Genomic DNA, 18,572 nt, shown 5'->3' on the forward strand with positions numbered 1-18,572 from the left:
CCGAATGACTGCCATCCCCGTTCAACGACGGTCTTTAATCACCACCCGCTGATTGCCAGTCAACTTATGAATTCCATCTGCCACGATCTGATCACCGCTTTTTAAAGTACCACGTACCAGTACCCGATTGTCTTCCGTATGCAATACTTCCAGCTGGCGTTTTTCCAGGACTTTTTCTCCCGCTTCTTTTCCTGGAATCACGGCATAGGCAGACCAGAGCCCCCGCTCTCCCCGTGCCAGTGAACTGAGAGGAAGCCAGAACCCCTGCATTTCGACCGGTTCAGAGATTTCAATGCGAATGACCTGACCTGGAACGAGTTGTTCAGCCGCCTGCTCACTGAGTGACAGCACCACTTCCTGCGTTCGCGTTACCGGATCCAGTTCAGGCAGAATCGCTTTCAGTGTTGACTGATAACTTTTTCCGTTGAGCCCCACTTCCTGCTGGCTGCCATGTTTCAGATGGATGGCCATCTCTACGGGCACACCAATATGAGCTTCCAGCCTTTGATCTTCGACCAGGCGAAACAGTGGCGCATTGGGAAAGATCACGGTCCCTTCATCGGCATAGCGTTTTGAAATCCGACCACCAAAGGGGGCTTTGAGCACAGTATCATCCAGGTCGACCTGGTTGTCTTCGAGTGAGGCATCCAGATTAGCGACAACCGCTTTCTGGGCTGCAATCTGCTCTTTGCGAGTCCCTTCCTGCAACTCTGAGAGCCGACTGCGCGCTGCATCGAGCTGGGCCTGCTGCTGTTCCACTTCGTATTGGGACGCTTCATAATCGGAACTGGTAATTGCATTGCGTTTCAGCAACTGCTGATTCCGGGAGTGATCCGCGAGGAGATTTTTGAGACGGGCATTCAGTTGCCTGACTTCGGCTTCCGCGACAGCAACCGTTTGCGCTCGTGGCCCTGCTTGCAGCTCATCCAGCTTTGCCTGTGCTGCGGCGCGCTCTGCCTGCAGTTTCAAACGACTGACTTCCAGATGTCTGGTATCCAGTCGGGCCAGTACCATCCCCGTCTGAACCTGATCTCCCTCATCGACAACAATTTCAGTCAGCTTTCCACTCCGCTCGAATGCCAGTTCGCTCAATCGAGCCGCCGTCACTTTACCGGTATAGGTTCGTTTTCGGGCAAACGAATCGACGGGCTCCAGTTCGATCACATCCACTGGTATTCCGGATTGCCTGGTCTCTTTCATGGAAGCTTCAGTGGAAAAGGCATTGTGCACGCTCCCCTGGAACAACCCCAGGAAAACTGTCAGTAGCAACACTGCCACCGCCAGAGCGAACAGCATGTTATAGCGTGCCAGTTTTTGACGAAACGTCAACTTGTTTTCAAAAAAATACGACTCAGACTGCGTTCTGCTGAAGTTCATTTCCAAATACCTCCCGGGTAATACGGTCGTAAACCGCGTCGTAATCGACTTCGGTACTCAATGGCTGCCACTGAATTCCGTCAAGAAAACGATTAAAATTTCGGCGGAGCATTTCATAGGGTGAAGAAATGCCCAATTCACTGAGCGAGTTACTGGTAGTAATGATCGAATAGCCGCCTACAGACAGAGACCAGAGACCGAACACAATTTCTTCAGGGGTGGCAGATTCTCCCAGATGCACATCCCCCCGAGAGACACCATCACGCACGATGCCGCCTACGATCCCGATGCAGCGATGCTCGTAGTTTGACATAAGTTTACGACGTTCTTCTGATGTTTTATCCCAGATCGAATCGAGTCGAATGGTCTGCTCGACACAGAAATGATCGGGATAGGTTTTGACAAACAGTTCGGCAGCAGCGCCGATTGCAGCAATCCGTTCGCGCGAGGTTCCCTGAAACAGCGCCGCCTTCTGAAACATGGCCAGCCGCTTTTCGAGGGTCTGAATCGCCAGAGTTATGATAATCTCTTCTTTGCAGGAGAAATGGTTATAAATCGTGCCCTTAGAGTACTCCAGCAGACTGGTGAGCCGATCCATATTCAGACCGTTATACCCGCCTTCAATGAACATGGGGCGCGCGCACTCCAGGATTTTCGCTTCGCGTTCCTGAATCTCTCGTTGTTTGCGATCTCGGGTATTCATGATGTCACTATTTTGACGGATCGTCATTTATTGTCAAGTTAATAATGGGATTTTTTCAGATTGCCGGGAAAAGGGACATCGGGGCGACATCTACGCCCACAGAACAAGCTGGAAGAACACACCCATCTCGTTTCATATATAAACTTTAGGCAACACAAGCTATCGTGACAACGGATGCATGCCTGCAATTGAATCAGAGTCTGGAAAAATGAGACAGGCCGTCAGCTAGCGTACGTTGCGTCATTTTTTCATCAGGAAATGACCGTCACATGTTGCTGGACTGTGTCCAGTTTTACTGTAGCGTTTCCAGGATGTTTGACCCGAGTATATCAGATTGCGAGACGCGACACTTAAATGTGCTGTGTTCCAGAACCTAAGTCTGTTCTTCCCGCTGCTTCTGATATTCTTTGAGCTTACGATAGAGGGTTCGTTCCCCAATGCCCAGCATCCTGGCAGCTTCTTCCCGCTTACCGTCCGCCAGATCCAGAGCCCGTTCGATGTAATACCGCTCGACTTCTGAGAAAGGACGTCCAATCAGAAAATCAGCGCCTGAACGATCCGAGATGTAACTACTGTCTCCCTCTGGTCCCGTCATGGGCACGATTTCTTCGGGCAGGTCATCCAGATCCAGAATCCCATCGGTGTCCAGTACGAGCATTCGCTCAGCAGCGTTTTTGAGCTGGCGGATATTGCCCGGCCAGTCATAAGACATCAAGGCGCGACGTGCGGCACGCGAAACGCCATCATAGGGTTTGTGATACTGCGAAGAGAGTTCCTTGAGAAAATGATCCGTCAACAGTGGGATATCACCACGTCGTTCGCGCAGAGGAGGCAGTTCGATTTTGACGACGGAGAGCCGGTAATACAGATCCTGGCGAAATGTGCCTTTTTTCACCATCTCCAGCAGATCCGCATTGGTTGCCGCCACCAGTCGCACATTCAGGCTGATCTCTTCGTTCATTCCCAGCCGGGCGATCTTTCGATCTTCCAGCACGCGTAACAGTTTGATCTGCGTCTGCATCGGCATTTCGCCGACTTCATCCAGAAACAGTGTGCCTCCGTTTGCATGTTCGAATTTCCCGATTCGTTTTCCCACCGCTCCGGTAAATGCCCCCGGCTCATGACCGAACAGTTCACTTTCCAGAATACTGTCAGGCAGCGCAGAAATATTGAGGGGCACAAAGGGCTTGCTTTTGCGTTCGCTGTTCTGATGAATGGCGCGGGCTACCAGTTCTTTCCCCGTGCCACTCTCCCCTTCAATCAGCACGGTACTGTTGGTTGATGCGACATTTTTCAGTTTGTCGACGATTTTATGCATCTGTGGTGTATTACCAATGACACCTTCAAAACCAAATTTTTCATCCAGCCGTCTGTGCAGTTCGGCATTCCGCCGCATCAGGCGCACCCGCGTCGAAGCTTTTTCGACCGCGTTACGCAGTTCATTGATATCCAGGGGTTTGGTCAGATAAGTATAAGCGCCCAGTTGCATCGCGGTCACTGCTGAGTTGATGGATCCATGCCCCGTCAACACGATGACTTCTGCATCCGGCAGTTCGTCTTTTGCTGTCCTCAGGATCGCCAGCCCGTCGACACCATCCATGCGAAGATCCGTAATGACGATATCCGCCGTTTCGCTTTCGATCAGCTTGGCACCCTGTTCACCGGAAGTGGCAATTTTGCAATCACAGCCAACCCGTTCCAGGCTTTCTGCAACGGCCTGCGCATGGGCTTCATCGTCGTCAATAATTAATACGCGAATGACGATCGATTCCAGATCGGTTTCCGTGGCGTCTTTCGAGCTCATTGAGCGGACTCTCTGCCTTTCCAGATTGGTTGGGGAAATATTCTTTCCCATGAAGTAAATCGGTTGAATTAAACGAAGAGGATTTGCACAGATCACTGTCGGACCAGGCAGCCCCCATCATATTCAAGTCAGAATTACAAATAAATTCCCGGGAGTTGTCAAACTTCAGCAAACGGGAAATGAAATGGTGAAACGGGTTCCTCTCCCCTGTTCACTTTCACATTCAATTTTGCCGTGATGCGCATCGATAATTTTTTTGACCGTCGGTAGCCCCAGTCCGCTGCCCCCCGGTTTTGTGGAAAAGAAGGTCTCAAAAATCCGTGATTTTACTTTTTCATCAATGCCTTTTCCGTTATCGATGATGTCGAGATAGACCATTCCGTCTTTATGCGATGTCTGCAGCTCAATCAACCCGCCATCGGGCATTGCCTGTATCACATTGAGGGCCAGGTTCATCAGCACCTGTCGAAACAGCGCCTGATCCACCTGAACCTGGGGGAGGTCGGCATCAAAATGCGGACTGATTTCGATCGAGGCTTCACGCGCCTGGGGCCTGAAAAAATCGATAAAGTCGCTGACCAGATCATTCAGATTGGACGCACTCAGCGCCAGTTTGCCGACCCGGGCAAACTGCAGAAAGGCGTCCAGAATATCCTGCAGATGCTTACATTCCTTCTGAACACTTTCCACTTTCTTCAGCATGCGATGTTTCGCAGGGACATCCAGCGTTTCCAGATCTTCCGTGAGCAGTTCCAGATTCATACTCATCGTTGAAAGGGGGTTCTTGATTTCGTGAGCCAACCCTCCGGCCAAGGTCGCAATTTCGGAATACTGCGCTTCAAATTTCTCACGCTCTTCGGCGCTCAACGGGCTTTCATTGATTGCTGATGATCTTGTCATACAATTTATCCAGATCGTCCAGGAAAAGAGGTTTTCGACAAACCAATGCCGAAACCGCATCTACAAAAATAAAACGATGAAGTCATCTCACGGCGAGCTCCTTCATCGTTTTTTATTTTCTCAGATTAAAGAGAATCTTCTCTTACTCTTCTTCTGCTTCTGTATCAACATCTCCGTTGCTTTCACCAGCCTGCTCAGCCAGTACTGCTTTACGGGATAATTTGACTCGATTCTGATCATCAACGGCGATCACCTTCACCTGCAGACGGTCACCCATTTTGCAGATGTCACTGACCGACTTGACGAAACCGTCTGACAGTTCACTGATATGACACAGTCCATCTTTACCCGGAGCAATCTCAATGAAAGCACCAAATTCTTTAATGGAACTGACGACACCATCATAGATTCGACCGACGCGAATTTCTTCCGTCAGAGCTTCGATGTGTGCCATGGCTTTTTCAACCACAGAAACATTTCCGCCGGAAACAGTCACTGTACCATCATCCTGAATGTCGATGGTCGCGCCGGTTTCTTCCTGAATAGCACGAATTGTTTTTCCACCAGGACCGATCAGCAGACCGATTTTCTCGGGATTGATCTTGGTCTGATGCAGACGTGGTGCATATGCAGAAATTTCTGCACGTGGACGACGAATGGCAGTCAACATGGTCCGCAGCAGTTCCAGACGGGCCTTTTTGGCCTGTTCCAGTGTGGCCTTGATGATTTCTTCGTTGATTCCATCATTCTTAAGGTCCAGCTGAATCCCGGTGATCCCTTTCTGAGTACCTGCCACTTTGAAGTCCATGTCACAGAAATGGTCTTCATCGCCGATAATATCAGTCAGAATCTTATATTCTTTGCCTTTGGTCACCAGACCAATGGAAATTCCGGCAACCGGCTGTCGCAGTGGCACACCGGCATCCATCAGAGCCAGAGTTGCCGAGCAGACCGAAGCCATCGAGCTACTGCCGTTTGATTCCAGAATGTCGGAAATCACGCGGATGGTGTAAGGGAAATCTTCTTCGTTCGGCAGTACCGGTAAAACAGAACGTTCTGCCAGACAACCGTGACCGATTTCGCGACGTCCCGGTCCTCTGATCGGTCGGCATTCACCAACTGAAAAAGAGGGGAAGTAGTAGTGCAACATAAACTGCTGCAGTTCTTCTTCGAACAGACCATCGACCCGCTGTTTATCACGTGAGGTTCCCAGTGTGACCGTTGCCAGTGACTGAGTTTCACCACGGGTAAAGACCGCTGACCCATGCACTCGCGGCAGGGCACCGGTTTCACAGGTTACATCACGCAGAACGTCAGGGGCCCGTCCATCGAGACGACGACCGGTGATCGCCATTTCGCGGACTGCTTTCGCTTCCAGATCGTGGAATGCTTCTTTGAAGTCTCCAATGGTGGCACCGTCTTCTGTGGTGTCAGCACCTTCGGGAAAGAATTTGTTTATAAGTTCTTCCTGAATGGCTTTGGCACCATCGCGTCGTTCTGCTTTTACAGTACTCTGCATGGCAGAACTCAGCTTCTGGAAAATCGCATCATCCAGTTTGGCCACAAACGGATTTTCTGGAGGAGCTTCGTATTCGAAGGGCTCTATTCCTGCTTTTTCCCGCAGTTCCAGCTGCAATTTGCAGATTTTCGCCAGCTCAGTATGAGCAAGCATAATGGCTTCTAACATTTCGTCTTCGGGAATCTGGTTTCCGAAACCTTCGATCATCAGCACCGATTCGATGGTTCCGGCAACAATCAGATCCAGATCGCCTTCGGCAATCTGTTCGTGATTCGGGAAGACAATTAACTCACCATCAATACGACCGATGCGAACGGCACCGATGGGTCCCTGGAAGGGAACAGGTGAGAGACAGAGCGCCGCTGAGGCACCATTGATTGAGAGCACGTCCGGTTCATTGATGCCATCACAGGACATCACGTTGGACTGGATCTGCAGTTCGTCGTGAAACCCCTTGGGGAACAGCGGACGGATGGGACGGTCGGTTAAACGAGCCGTCAGAATTTCTTTGGTCGTAGGACGACCTTCACGTTTTAAAAATCCACCAGGGAATTTACCGGAAGCCGCTGCGCGTTCCCGATAATCAACCGTCAGTGGAAAAAAATCAATCCCGGGTCTTCCCGGGCCTGTTGCTGCTGCAACAAAGACTACTGTTTCACCATACTGAACCAGAACAGCACCCGCTGCCTGTTTCGCTAACTGACCAGTTGTAAGACTAAGTTTCTGTCCGCCAACCTCACATTCAACAACTACTTTCACAATATTTTCCTAATTCTTTTCCGACAAACCGACACAGAGCAGCAAACAACGAAACTATTTTCGGATGTTTAACTTCTCCAGAATTTCCCTATAGCTTTCTGCATTTTTCTTATGCAAGTAATCCAGCAGACTACGACGACGACTGACCATCTGCAGCAAACCTCTTCGGCTGGCGTGGTCTTTCGAGTTTGATCGTAAATGCTCTGTTAAATTAACAATCCGTTCTGTAAGTACAGCAATCTGCACTTCAGCAGATCCGGTATCCCCTGTTTTGGACTGATATTCTTGAATCAATTCTGCTCTTCGTTCCTGCGTGACTGACATTCTTCTAACCTAAACCTTTAAAACAAACCACTTGACAAACAGAGAAGATCGGGGAAAACCCAATGCAAAGACAGCCACTACGTCCGTGTCTTGACTTCATCTGAGACTGGTAATGGCGAGAGAAAACAAAGCTATTACGCTAGCTTTCAGGGTATTTAAGGTACTTAATGTAGCAATTTGAATAGATTATTCAATGGATACGCTACCTCGATTACGAAAACCTGTCTGAATAGAATCAGAGAGACTTCTTTTTTTCGTATTTTTTCCCATTCCCCACAGGAGCCCACCTGAACACCACACCCGTAAACCATTTGGCAGTATCATGTTAACTCACGCACAACCACTTCATTCCCCTGGATATGCGCAATTTCTACCGAGGCCCCAGACGGGATAAATGGCCCCTCGCTGATGACATCCACCCAGACGCCATCGATTTCAACCCGTCCTGCCGGGCGTAAAACGGAGCGCGTTACCCCCTGCATGCCGACTTCCAGATGCAGGCCTTTCACCTTCAAACCAGCTTTGCCGGGCAGCAGATCGGGATCCAGCTGGATCTCGTGAGTCCCGGGTTTCTGATGTTCGCCCGGAGGCGACAGTACAATCGAACTCATCAGTTTTGATTCGGGTAAAAAACGATTGAGCACGATCGCGAGGATAATGACCGTGACGAGCGAGGCACTCATTGTCCCTACCGTACTCGACATGGTGGCAAAATCTGAACCGGGACGCAGTGTATTAAAATCACCAAAGGTCTGGCTGGCCAGAATGATCGAAGTCACAACCAGAAGACCGCCCGAGATCCCGAAAATACCAAAACCGGGGATGACAAAGATTTCCAGCAGGATACAAATCAGCCCGATACTGAAGATCATGACTTCCAGGTAACCGGCTGTTCCCCCCAGAAAGCGGCTCCAGAAAAAGAGTCCAAAACAGACTGCTGACATGATGCCGAACAAACCGGTCAACGTGTAGAGCTCCAGGTAGACAAAGATCGCCCCCAAAATGAACAGCAGGAAAGTAATGATCTGAGAATTCAAAATATAGACCAGTGTATCGACCCAGGTCCGTCCTACCGCTTTCAGTTTGACATCAGCGGGAATCCCCAGTCGCTGCTTGAGTTCATCCATATCCCGGACAGGCGGTTCTGCTATTTTTAATTCATGCGCCCGCCCCCCGTTGACCGTCAATAAATTTGCTTTCCGCGACTCGGGCACGGCTGGTCCCTGGATCCATTCGCCATTCGATTGATGAATTTCATCTTCACTCATGTACCAGAGTTGGCCGGTTTTACTGTTGGTGACTTCGTAGACGATCAGATCTTTATCGGACATCGCTTCGCAGACTGCCGCGGGTCGCCCCTTTTTCTCTGCCAGATCCTTCAATGTCACGCGCAGGGAGCTCAGAATTTTTTCTGGTACGTGCTCGAACTGCCCGTCCTCTTTCATTTCAATGGGCCCGGCGTCTCCCGTTTGTGCTCCGGGACGCATGAAGATTTCGTCGCAGCCCAGCGCGATAATAGCGGCACTACTCATGGCATGATCAGGAATATAAGCCACCGTTCTCACCTGTCTTGAATCCAGATCGGCGATCATATTCGCCAGATTGGTGCCGGACATCAGGTAGCCTCCCCCTGAATCAATCTCAAATATCAGCATATTCGCACCGGAATTGACGGCCCGATTAATCTGTCGTTCAAGAAAGGCCTCGAGCAGTGGTTCAATCATCCCGTCCACTTTAATCAGCATGACTTTGGGGGCTTCTCCCAGGGTGGGATCATCGCGTAATTTCTCGCGGGGAATCCCATATATCTCAGCCAGTTCGCCACGTGTGGGGGCCAGTTGCTGTACCAGCACATCCAGGGCGCGGGCCTTGCTGCCTGAAAAAACGCCCAGCGAACCGACTTCTTTAATGGTTTCGACATCGGTGATCACGGCCATATTATCCTGCAGCCGTTTTAGCTCATCGGGAGTCACGATGCGGGAGATAATCTGCCTGTTTTCGCCTTCTCCCTGTTGTATTTTTACTTTCAGGACGGCCTGCTGTGGGTCCATCATGCCCAGGGCCAGGGCGCGACTCAGCTTGGCATTGTGGCGTTTCTCAACGATGGACAGCACGAACTCGCGTTCATCCCGATCCAGTGCTTTACCATACCCTATGTCCCCCAGTTCCGCGTCCGGATGCATCACGATTTCATCACAGGCCAGTGCCAGAACCACATTGTTTCCGATCACTGTTTCCGGAATCCAGGCAATGGTTTTTAAATCGGATAACTGGGCGGATGCCAGAAATTTGGCCAGCCCCTGCACCTGGTGAAACGGGCTGGAACCAGGTGAGATCTGGAGTACCAGATACCCCTTCTGCCCTGATTTGGCTGCTTCATTCTGCAATGACAAAGCGGCATTCGTGACTCTTCCATAGGTCACTTCCCCCACGGGGCTCTCGATTGTCATAAACAAGGCCGGTCTCGAAGGAGGCGCATCGGCGTCTGCCTTCTTTTCAGGTTCCGCAGACTGCTTCTGCGGCTTTTCAGACGGAGCCGGATCGGCCCGCAAAGTTGAACTTCCATTGAGCACCAGCAGTCCCAGAATAAAAGCCAGTAGCATCTGGTTGACATGTTTCATCGTGTGACTTTCACCGTTTTCAATATGAGATAGCAATGCCTGTGATTCACCTGAGGTTACGCTCACGATGAACCCGGAACGTTCAATACCCATTATTATTGTATCATAGCCAGATACTGATCATCTGGTGTACTCTTTTTAACGAGATTTTACACCCGACAGATCAATTCATTTCCCCAATTATAGACGAATTACCATGGGTAAATAAGACGCTCTTCCATTCTTACACCCCGAGATGAAGAAACTTCATAAATTTCCCTGTTTCGGAATGGACACTCAATCGAAATACGCCGTTCGGGTCGACCGATTCAGCATAGTTAACCGTCCTGTTCATTCCTTCCCTCCGGTCGGAATTTTTAAACCGGAAGAAATTCCGAGAAAACAGGTTAAATTCTCAGAATCAACCTCTTACAATATAGAAGCAACTCTCAATCGACACTCCAAAGGGCAGTCATGTCATTTTACGGCTATCACCCCATCATCGAAAAATGGTTCCGGAAACGTTTTCAGGGGCCGACCGAACCGCAGCAACAGGGCTGGCCGTGTATCAATCGGGGTGAGCACACTTTGATCTCGGCTCCCACCGGTAGTGGAAAAACGCTGACCGCATTCCTCTCAGTCATTGACCGTCTGGTGAAACGCTCGCTCGCTGGTGACCTGGATGATGAAACCAGTGTCATCTATGTTTCACCGCTGCGGGCTCTGTCCAATGACATGCATCGCAATCTGGAACAGCCACTGGAAGAGATTTCCCAGCTTCTGGAAGAAGCCGGCGAGATATTCACACCGATCCGTATCGGCCTGCGAACGGGAGACACGCCCTCTTCAAAACGCGCCGCACTCGTCAAACGTCCGCCTCATATCCTGGTGACAACCCCCGAATCGCTCTATTTAATGTTAACCGGTTCCAAAGCACGGGAAACACTGAAAACGGTCGAGACCGTGATTGTCGATGAAATCCACGCTTTGTTAAGAGACAAACGGGGCTCTCACTGGTCGATCACTCTCGAACGGCTGGAAGCACTGGTTGAACATCCGCTGCAACGCATCGGCCTGTCCGCCACACAGAAGCCACTGGATCGCGTGGCGCAGTACCTGGTAGGTCATCGGCCTGAAATCGAAATCACCGCCAATCCCCCCTCTAAAGAGCAAAGTGAATTCCCTGAGCAGACCTGTCGGATCGTTAATATCGGGCATTCCCGTACGCTGGATGTCGCTATCCAGGTCCCCCCATCTGAATTGAGCGCGATCTGCAGCCACGAACAATGGGCGGAAGTGCTGGAACAGATTATTGAACTGATTAACTCACATCGCAGTACGTTGATCTTCGTGAATACCCGCCGTCTGGCAGAACGCATTACGCACCAGCTCACCGAACGATTAGGAGAGGAAGTAGTCGGCAGCCATCACGGTTCGTTGTCTGCGAAAATTCGACATCGTACCGAACAGAAATTAAAAAGCGGCGAGCTGAAAGCCGTCATCGCGACTGCCTCTCTGGAACTGGGCATCGACGTCGGCTATATCGACCTGGTTGTACAGATTGGTTCACCGCGTGGCATCGCCACTTTTCTACAGCGCATCGGCCGCTCCGGGCATTCGCTCGGACTGGTTCCCAAAGGGCGGATCTTTGCACTCTCGCGCGACGAACTCGTAGAAAGCATGGCTTTGGTTCGCTCCATCAAACAGGGTATTCTGGATACCGTCCGTATGCCTGAAGCGCCAATTGATATCCTGGCGCAACAGATCACCGCCGAAGTCGCCTGCCAGGAATGGAACACGGATGAACTGTTTGACACACTGACCCGTGCTTATTCCTACCGCAACCTCAAGCGCAAAGATTTTGACAGTACAATTCAGTTCCTCAGCGAAGGCATCAGCAGTACCTCTGGCCGTAGCCGCGTCTATCTGCATCATGATCAGGTTCAGAACCGCGTCCGCAGCCGCAAAAATGCCCGACTCGTCTCCACGATGAACGGCGGTGCGATCCCCGAAATCGCTTCTTACCGTGTGGTCACCGAAGAAGACCAGACCGTGGTCGGCTCCGTGGATGAAGAATTCGCCGTCGAGAGCATGGCTGGAGATATCTTCCTGCTGGGAAACACATCCTGGCAGGTGCGCTACGTGCGTGGCGGGGATGTCACCGTGGTCGACGCGCATGGTGCGCCCCCTTCCATTCCATTCTGGTTTGGTGAAGCTCCCGGACGTTCGCTGGAACTGTCGACAGAAATCTCGCATTTAAGAAAAGAACTGGAACGCCGCATCGAAGATACCGAACGGGCGATACTCTGGCTCTCACAAGAGACCAATACCGACGAATGGGGCAGCAAGCAGATCGTGGAATACTTCCAGGCACAGAAAGCCGCCCTGGGAGTCGTACCCACGCAAAAACGAATTGTGTTTGAACGTTTTTTTGATGAATCGGGGGGCATGCAACTGGTAATTCACGCTCCCTTTGGAGGCGACATCAACCGCGCGTGGGGTTATACCATGCGGAAACGTTTCTGCCGCTCATACAACTTTGAACTGCAGGCGACCGCCGACGATAACGGCATCATTCTGTCACTGGGACCGCAGCACAGCTTCCCGCTGGAGAGCCTGTTTTCCATGCTCAATACCCGGAATGTGCAGCAACTGTCCGAGCAGGCGATTCTGGATCATCCCATGTTCCATGTGCGCTGGCGCTGGAACGTGACGCGGGCTTTGCTGGTCTCGCGGATGCAGAACGGTAAAAAAGTTCCACCGCCGTTACAGCGGTTTCGTGCGGAAGACTTACTCACCGCGGTCTTCCCGCGACTGACGGGTTGCCCTGAAAACGAAATTGGGGAGATCGTCAGACCCGATCACATCCTCGTCGACCAGACACTTTACGATTGCCTGAATGAGCAACTTGATATTGAGGGTTTGAAAAACGTTCTGCTCAAAATCGAACAGGGCTCGGTCAAACTCATTCCCCGCGATACCCGCGAACCATCTCCCTTCTGCTACGAACTGCTTAACTCCAGTCCTTATACGTTTCTGGATGGAGGCGAAGCGCAGGAACGCCGGGCGCGGGCTGTCGCGACTCGACATACACTCTCAGTCGAAAGTGTGGAAGACCTGGGAAGGCTCTCTCCAGAAGCCATCGCCCAGGTCTGCCAGGAAGCGCAACCCGTCGTGCGAAATGCCGATGAATTTCACGATGTGCTGCTGGGACGCATCCACCTGCCCGTTAACGAACGTCCTGAATGGTCTGACTGGTATCAGGAACTGGAAGCGACAGGACGGGCTACCACTCTGTCCCGAACAGTTTCAGGTCCCGATCAGAAGACCGCTCACAGCTGGGTCGCCACGGAACGACTGCCGGCCGCATTGGCTGCTTTTCCGGAGAGTCAGCATGCTCCCCATGTGAACGTTCCCGCTGGTGTGCAGCAGGACTGGGAATCGACGGAGGCCCGTACCTCGATCATTCGCGGCCTGCTGGATAACTGCGGCCCCCAGACGGTTGCTGAACTGGCAAATCAGGCAGGTATGACAGATGCGCAAACCGAAGCTGCTTTAATGGCGCTGGAAGGCGAAGGCATCGCCATGCAGGGGTATTTCCGCATCAAAGACCCCAACTGGGACCAGAGCCTGGATGAGTCCGGGACAACAGAGTCTAAAAAAGAAGCGTCCCCTGCTCCGCCCAAAGAATGGTGTCATCGACGGCTGCTCTCCCGCATCCATCGCCTGACTCTGCAGGGTTTACGAGCTCAGGTTCAACCTGTAGATGTCAGTGTATTGATTCAATATCTGACACGTTTACATGGATTGACGGAGGACGAAAAGCGATCCGGCACCAATGGTCTGTTTGAAGTCCTTTCGATGTTGCAAGGCATCGATATCCCGGCGATCTGCTGGGAACGGGACATTCTGCCTGCCCGGCTGTCGAATTATCAGAGCAGTCATCTGGATGAACTCTGCTTTACCGGAGAAGTGGGCTGGGGGCGTCTGTACCCTCCCCGCCGCACCGCCGACCAGGGTAAAGCGATGACCAGCATCACACGCAATGCGCCGGTCTCATTCTTTCTGAGAGAGGACATTCCCTGGCTGGCCTGTTTCAATCAGGTCTCCTCGAATCTGGAAGACAGTGAAGCAGAACACCACCTGAGCAGCCCTGCACAGGAAGTTCAGGAACTGTTAACGCAACGGGGCGCCCTGTTTGCTTCTGATCTGATGGCGACGACCCAGTCACTGCCTTCGCAGATTGCTGATTCGCTGGGAGAACTCATCTCCCGTGGCCTGGTGACCTCGGACAGTTTCTCCGGCATGCGACAGTTTACAGAAGATCGTATTTCCAAAAACAGACGATCTTCCCGCAAATCGCGAATCGGCCTGGTTCGGAAAAGATCGACTCCGAACAACACCGGACGCTGGTCGATCTGGAGACGGGAATCCAGTGAGGAAGTGGAAGAACGGAGCCTGCAATACTTTGAATATGTTGAACAGTGGGCCTGGCAACTGATCAGACGCTGGGGTGTAGTCTTTCGCGATTTACTCAGCAAGGAATCCGGCGCACCACGATGGTTTGAATTACTGCAGATCTACCGTCGACTGGAAGCGCGTGGTGAAATTCGAGGGGGTCGGTTTGTAACCGGGGTCGCGGGGGAGCAGTTTGCCATGTCGGGTACGATTCAGGAATTGCGCAAACTGCGTGATGCCCCGAGCAGCGATGAGTTAACAATTCTTTCTGCTACCGACCCGCTGAACCTGACAGGAATTCTCACCAAAGATGCGCGGGTGCCGGCGACTCCTACCAATCGCATCGCCTACAGGAATGGGAATCTGATTGCCTGGGCCAAGAACGAAGAACTGTTTCTGTTGACAAAGGTTTCAGAGAAACTCAAACGGGAGTTGATCCTGGGATTCGGACTCCCCATTCAGGAATTCAACAGACAACAAACGTTGGAGGAGAATTCCTCGGATGAGCTGGAAGTGACGTCACAATCCGTGTCTAATGCAGAAGACCAGCTGATCTCCACTGGTAACGACGCCAGTCTTCCTGATAAAAAATCACCGCGTCCTTCTTTTCTCTGAGATGTAAGTCAGTGGCGTTTCCCTAAATATGACTGCGAAACAAAGAATGTCAGACACTCTTTTCAAAATATGCAGAAACCCGTTATTGGCGTTGATGTTTTTGTGCTGTGTAAATGCGAATCCCGCCCGACTGCAGTCTGCATCAGAAAAAACAGATTCCCTCGACGTCAAAGAATTATTGAAATCAGCTTATGAACATCAGCAGCATGGCCGCTATGAAGAATCGCGCGAAGTGTATGACCAGGCAGCAAAACAACTGGGAGAAATCACACCGCAAACTGCAGAAGCGAATCTGAAATTACAACAGGGACTGATTGAACTGGATCGGCTGACGGGGAAGACTAGCGCAGCCATCAAAAGGCTGGAGGCGGCGATTAAACAGACTCCCGACCAGCCGCTTCTGCACGCTGTCGGTGCGCGGCTCACATACGAAACGGGAGAATACAACAAAGCTCACCAATATGTGGCCCGTGCGCTGGCTTTGGATTCTGATCAGCCGCTGGCCCACCTGATCCAGGCGCATCTGCTGACCGATGCTGGCAAAATTAATGAAGCCAATGAAGGCTATCGCTGGTTTGTCCGCTATTACAACCGGGCTCAACCTGAAGATGCGGAAACACTGCTGCAGATTGCGGAAGGGGCCACTCAGTACGCACGGTGGAACAGTGTGTCGCAGATCTTTACCTTTGTCATCAATACGGTCTGTCCGGATGCCCTGAAAGCCGATCCGCTGGCCTGGCAGGCTTCCTACATCAGTGGTTCGATTCTGCAGGAGAAATACAATCGTCCCCAGGCCGCGGACGAATTTACCGCCGCTCTGAAAATCAATCCCCGGGCGGCTGAAGTTTATGTTGCCCTCGCCTTTTCCGCAATTGAAAGCCATGATTTTGACCTGGCTGTCAAAATGATTAATCGGGCACTGGAAATTAATCCCCGGTCAATCGACGCGCTGCTCACCCGCTGCGATCTGGAACTGATTAACGGTCAATATCAACAGGCGCTGAAAACGGCGCAGTCAGCAGCCGACATCAATGCCCGCAGCCAGCTGGTTCTCGCCAGACTGGCGGCCTGCTATCTGCTGCTGGATGGTGTTCCCGCTCGCGAATCCCTGGCGGAACTGTTTAATGCTGACGAAGATTCTGAAACGAAAACAACTTCATCCCGTTTTACGAAGCTCACTGTAGACCTGCTGAAACAAAATCCAAAACCGGGCTACTTTCTGTATGAACTGGCCCAGTTGATGGAAATGAAACGTCGGTTTGTGTTTGCCGAATTCGCTTACCTGAAAACCATCAGCCTCATGCCTCAGCTTTCCGGTCCCAAATCTTCACTCGGGATGCTCTACATGCAGATGGGAAAAACAGAGCTGGCGCAGCAGACCTTGGACGAAGCATTCAAATCGGACCCTTACCATGTGCGCGTCAGCAATATGCGGAAAGTGCTCGGCGTCCTTGAGTCATACGGCGCCATCGTCACCGATCATTTTGTGATTCGTTACGATTCCAAGGCCGACGCGATCCTCGGTCAGTACATGGCGGATTACCTGGAAGAGATCTACCCGGAACTCGCCGCACAGTTCGGATATGAGCCGCCGGGTAAAACGCAGTTTGAAATCTATCACGATGCCAAAGGGCTGGGCGCCCATCAGTGGTTCAGTGCCCGCATGATTGGCCTGCCCTGGATTCAGACCATCGGCGCTTCTACCGGGGCCGTTGTCGCGTTGACTTCACCGACGGCCATGAAAGAGCCCTTCAACTGGGCCAGTGTTCTCAAACATGAGCTGGTACATGTTTTTACCCTGCAGCAGACGAAATACAAAATTCCCCACTGGTTTACAGAAGCTTTGGCAGTACGCAGTGAAGGTAGCGCCCGCCCGCAGCGGTTCAACCAGTTGCTGGTCAAGCGTGTTCCAAAAGGAGAAATCTATTCGCTGGAAGAACTGGACGGCGTATTCGTCAGGCCCAAGTCATCGGAAAACTGGAATTTCGCTTACTGCCAGAGCCTGCTGTGTGCCGACTTTATGGTGGAAGAATTCGGCGAAGACGCATTGAAAAAGCTGCTGACGTCGTATCAGAACCAGCGTTCCACAGAGGAAGCGGTGAAAGAGTGTTTTCAAATCAGTCTCGAAGAATTTGAGAAGCGTTATCATGCCTATCTGAAAAAAATCACCGCATCCCTGAAAGGTTACCGGACAGAATCAACACGCAGTTTCAAGGAACTGCAGAAAGATTACGAAGCGGATCAAAAAAACCTGGCTCTGGCCGGCGAATACGCAGCCAATCTGCTGTCTCGTCGCAAAAAACAGGAGGCACGGGAACTGGCTCAATCGGTTCTGAGTCGAAATCCGGCACAACCACAGGCCGCTCTGACCATCGCTCGACTGGAACTGCTTTCCGAAGATCTCCCCGCTGCCCTGGCGATTATGCAACCTGCATTGAAAGCGAAAACAGACGATGTCGAACTGCTGGGTCTCGCAGGAAAAATCCTGCTGAAACAGAAACAGTATCCGGAAGCATTAGCCATTTACGAAGCGGCTCACAAAAAATATCCTTATAAGACGGAATGGCTGCAGGGACTGGCGATCATCTATCGCCACCTGACAGAAGATCATAAACAGAAAGAAGCACTGTTAAAACTGGTCCACCTGGATCCCACTGATGTAGACAGTATGCAGGAGTTAATGTATCTGTATCAGAGTGAAGGAGACCTGAAAGAGACACTTCACTGGGGCCAGGCGGCGCTGCAGATCGATGTGCTGGACCCGGAGACCCATGAATGCCTGGCAGAGACGGCGTTGAAGCTGAAGCAACCTGAACTGGCGATTCGCGAATATCGTGTTCTGCTGCAGCTCGACGGAAAAAACACGGAAGCCCGCTACCAACTGGCGAATGCCTTATTTGAAAGCGGAAAAAAACAGGAAGCGGAAACCGAAGTCGAGCAACTGTTAAAACTGAATCCCGATCATGCAGCAGGCAGAGAATTAAAAGCCAAACTTTAGACTGTAAAATCCCAGCACACTGAATTAAAGGAACCCTTGTGAGCGAAACGCCCCAGCCCCCCTCTTCAGCCTCTACCAATGAGGGTAAGCAACAGCAGAATGCCTTGTCGTTGTCTGACTTTCAGTCGGTGATCCATAAGATGTTCTACGAAAAAGATCAGTCGCGGGGCATTGAAGGGACCTTTATGTGGTTCATGGAAGAGGTGGGAGAATTATCCTCGGCGCTGCGGGATAATACGGACCGGGAGAATCTGGAAGAGGAATTCGCCGATGTGCTGGCCTGGCTGGCGACCATGGCGAATGTTGCGGGAGTGGATCTGGAACAGGCGGTATCCCGCAAGTATGTTCAGGGCTGCCCCCGCTGTCATCAGATCGTTTGTACCTGTGATCTGGCCTGGAAGCCCTGAAACGTAAATGCGATTCCCATAAAGATTTGAGTCATAAAGATTGACACTGCTTCACTGTAGAATTTAGACTGGAGTCATGCGTGGAAAGTAGTGACTCCTGATTCCTGT

At 51.4% G+C, this 18,572-nt stretch carries 10 protein-coding genes; 3 read left to right on the plus strand and 7 right to left on the minus strand.

Features of this window, described 5'->3' with window-relative positions; translation table 11 throughout:
- Positions 1-21: 21 nt before the first annotated feature.
- The 7 genes from GmarT_RS16305 to GmarT_RS16335 all read right to left on the minus strand — a co-directional run bounded on the left by GmarT_RS16305 (position 22) and on the right by GmarT_RS16335 (position 10,100).
- Positions 22-1,377, minus strand: a complete 1,356-nt coding sequence (locus tag GmarT_RS16305) for an efflux RND transporter periplasmic adaptor subunit (protein WP_002647499.1) — start codon at positions 1,375-1,377, stop codon at positions 22-24.
- Positions 1,352-2,080, minus strand: coding sequence for a TetR/AcrR family transcriptional regulator (locus GmarT_RS16310; protein ID WP_044238850.1), 729 nt, complete (start codon positions 2,078-2,080; stop codon positions 1,352-1,354). The genes GmarT_RS16305 and GmarT_RS16310 overlap by 26 nt, the downstream gene beginning before the upstream one ends.
- Before the next feature lie 373 nt (positions 2,081-2,453).
- Entirely contained in the window at positions 2,454-3,884 is a 1,431-nt protein-coding gene (locus GmarT_RS16315) for a sigma-54-dependent transcriptional regulator (RefSeq protein WP_002647497.1), read from the minus strand.
- A gap of 165 nt (positions 3,885-4,049) precedes the next feature.
- Complete coding sequence (locus GmarT_RS16320; RefSeq protein ID WP_044238812.1) at positions 4,050-4,784, minus strand: sensor histidine kinase; 735 nt, start codon at positions 4,782-4,784, stop codon at positions 4,050-4,052.
- Positions 4,785-4,926: 142 nt separating this feature from the next.
- Entirely contained in the window at positions 4,927-7,062 is a 2,136-nt protein-coding gene (gene pnp / locus GmarT_RS16325) for a polyribonucleotide nucleotidyltransferase (protein WP_002647495.1), read from the minus strand.
- Between the two features lie 54 nt (positions 7,063-7,116).
- A complete protein-coding gene (gene rpsO / locus GmarT_RS16330) occupies positions 7,117-7,386 on the minus strand; it encodes a 30S ribosomal protein S15 (protein WP_002647494.1) in 270 nt (89 codons plus the stop codon).
- Positions 7,387-7,706: 320 nt separating this feature from the next.
- A complete protein-coding gene (locus GmarT_RS16335) occupies positions 7,707-10,100 on the minus strand; it encodes an NfeD family protein (protein WP_002647493.1) in 2,394 nt (797 codons plus the stop codon).
- Between the two features lie 360 nt (positions 10,101-10,460).
- Here GmarT_RS16335 and GmarT_RS16340 point away from each other — a divergent pair, with 360 nt between their 5' ends.
- The 3 genes from GmarT_RS16340 (at position 10,461) to GmarT_RS16350 (ending at position 18,464) form a co-directional block, all read left to right on the plus strand.
- A complete protein-coding gene (locus tag GmarT_RS16340) occupies positions 10,461-15,059 on the plus strand; it encodes a DEAD/DEAH box helicase (RefSeq protein ID WP_002647492.1) in 4,599 nt (1,532 codons plus the stop codon).
- Between the two features lie 94 nt (positions 15,060-15,153).
- Positions 15,154-18,057, plus strand: a complete 2,904-nt coding sequence (locus tag GmarT_RS16345) for a tetratricopeptide repeat protein (protein WP_002647491.1) — start codon at positions 15,154-15,156, stop codon at positions 18,055-18,057.
- Positions 18,058-18,095: 38 nt separating this feature from the next.
- The gene (locus tag GmarT_RS16350) at positions 18,096-18,464 is read left to right on the plus strand and encodes a MazG nucleotide pyrophosphohydrolase domain-containing protein (protein WP_002647490.1); all 369 of its coding nucleotides are present in this window, start codon (positions 18,096-18,098) and stop codon (positions 18,462-18,464) included.
- Positions 18,465-18,572 lie beyond the last annotated feature (108 nt).

It is taken from the genome of Gimesia maris (assembly GCF_008298035.1).
Taxonomy (GTDB): domain Bacteria; phylum Planctomycetota; class Planctomycetia; order Planctomycetales; family Planctomycetaceae; genus Gimesia; species Gimesia maris.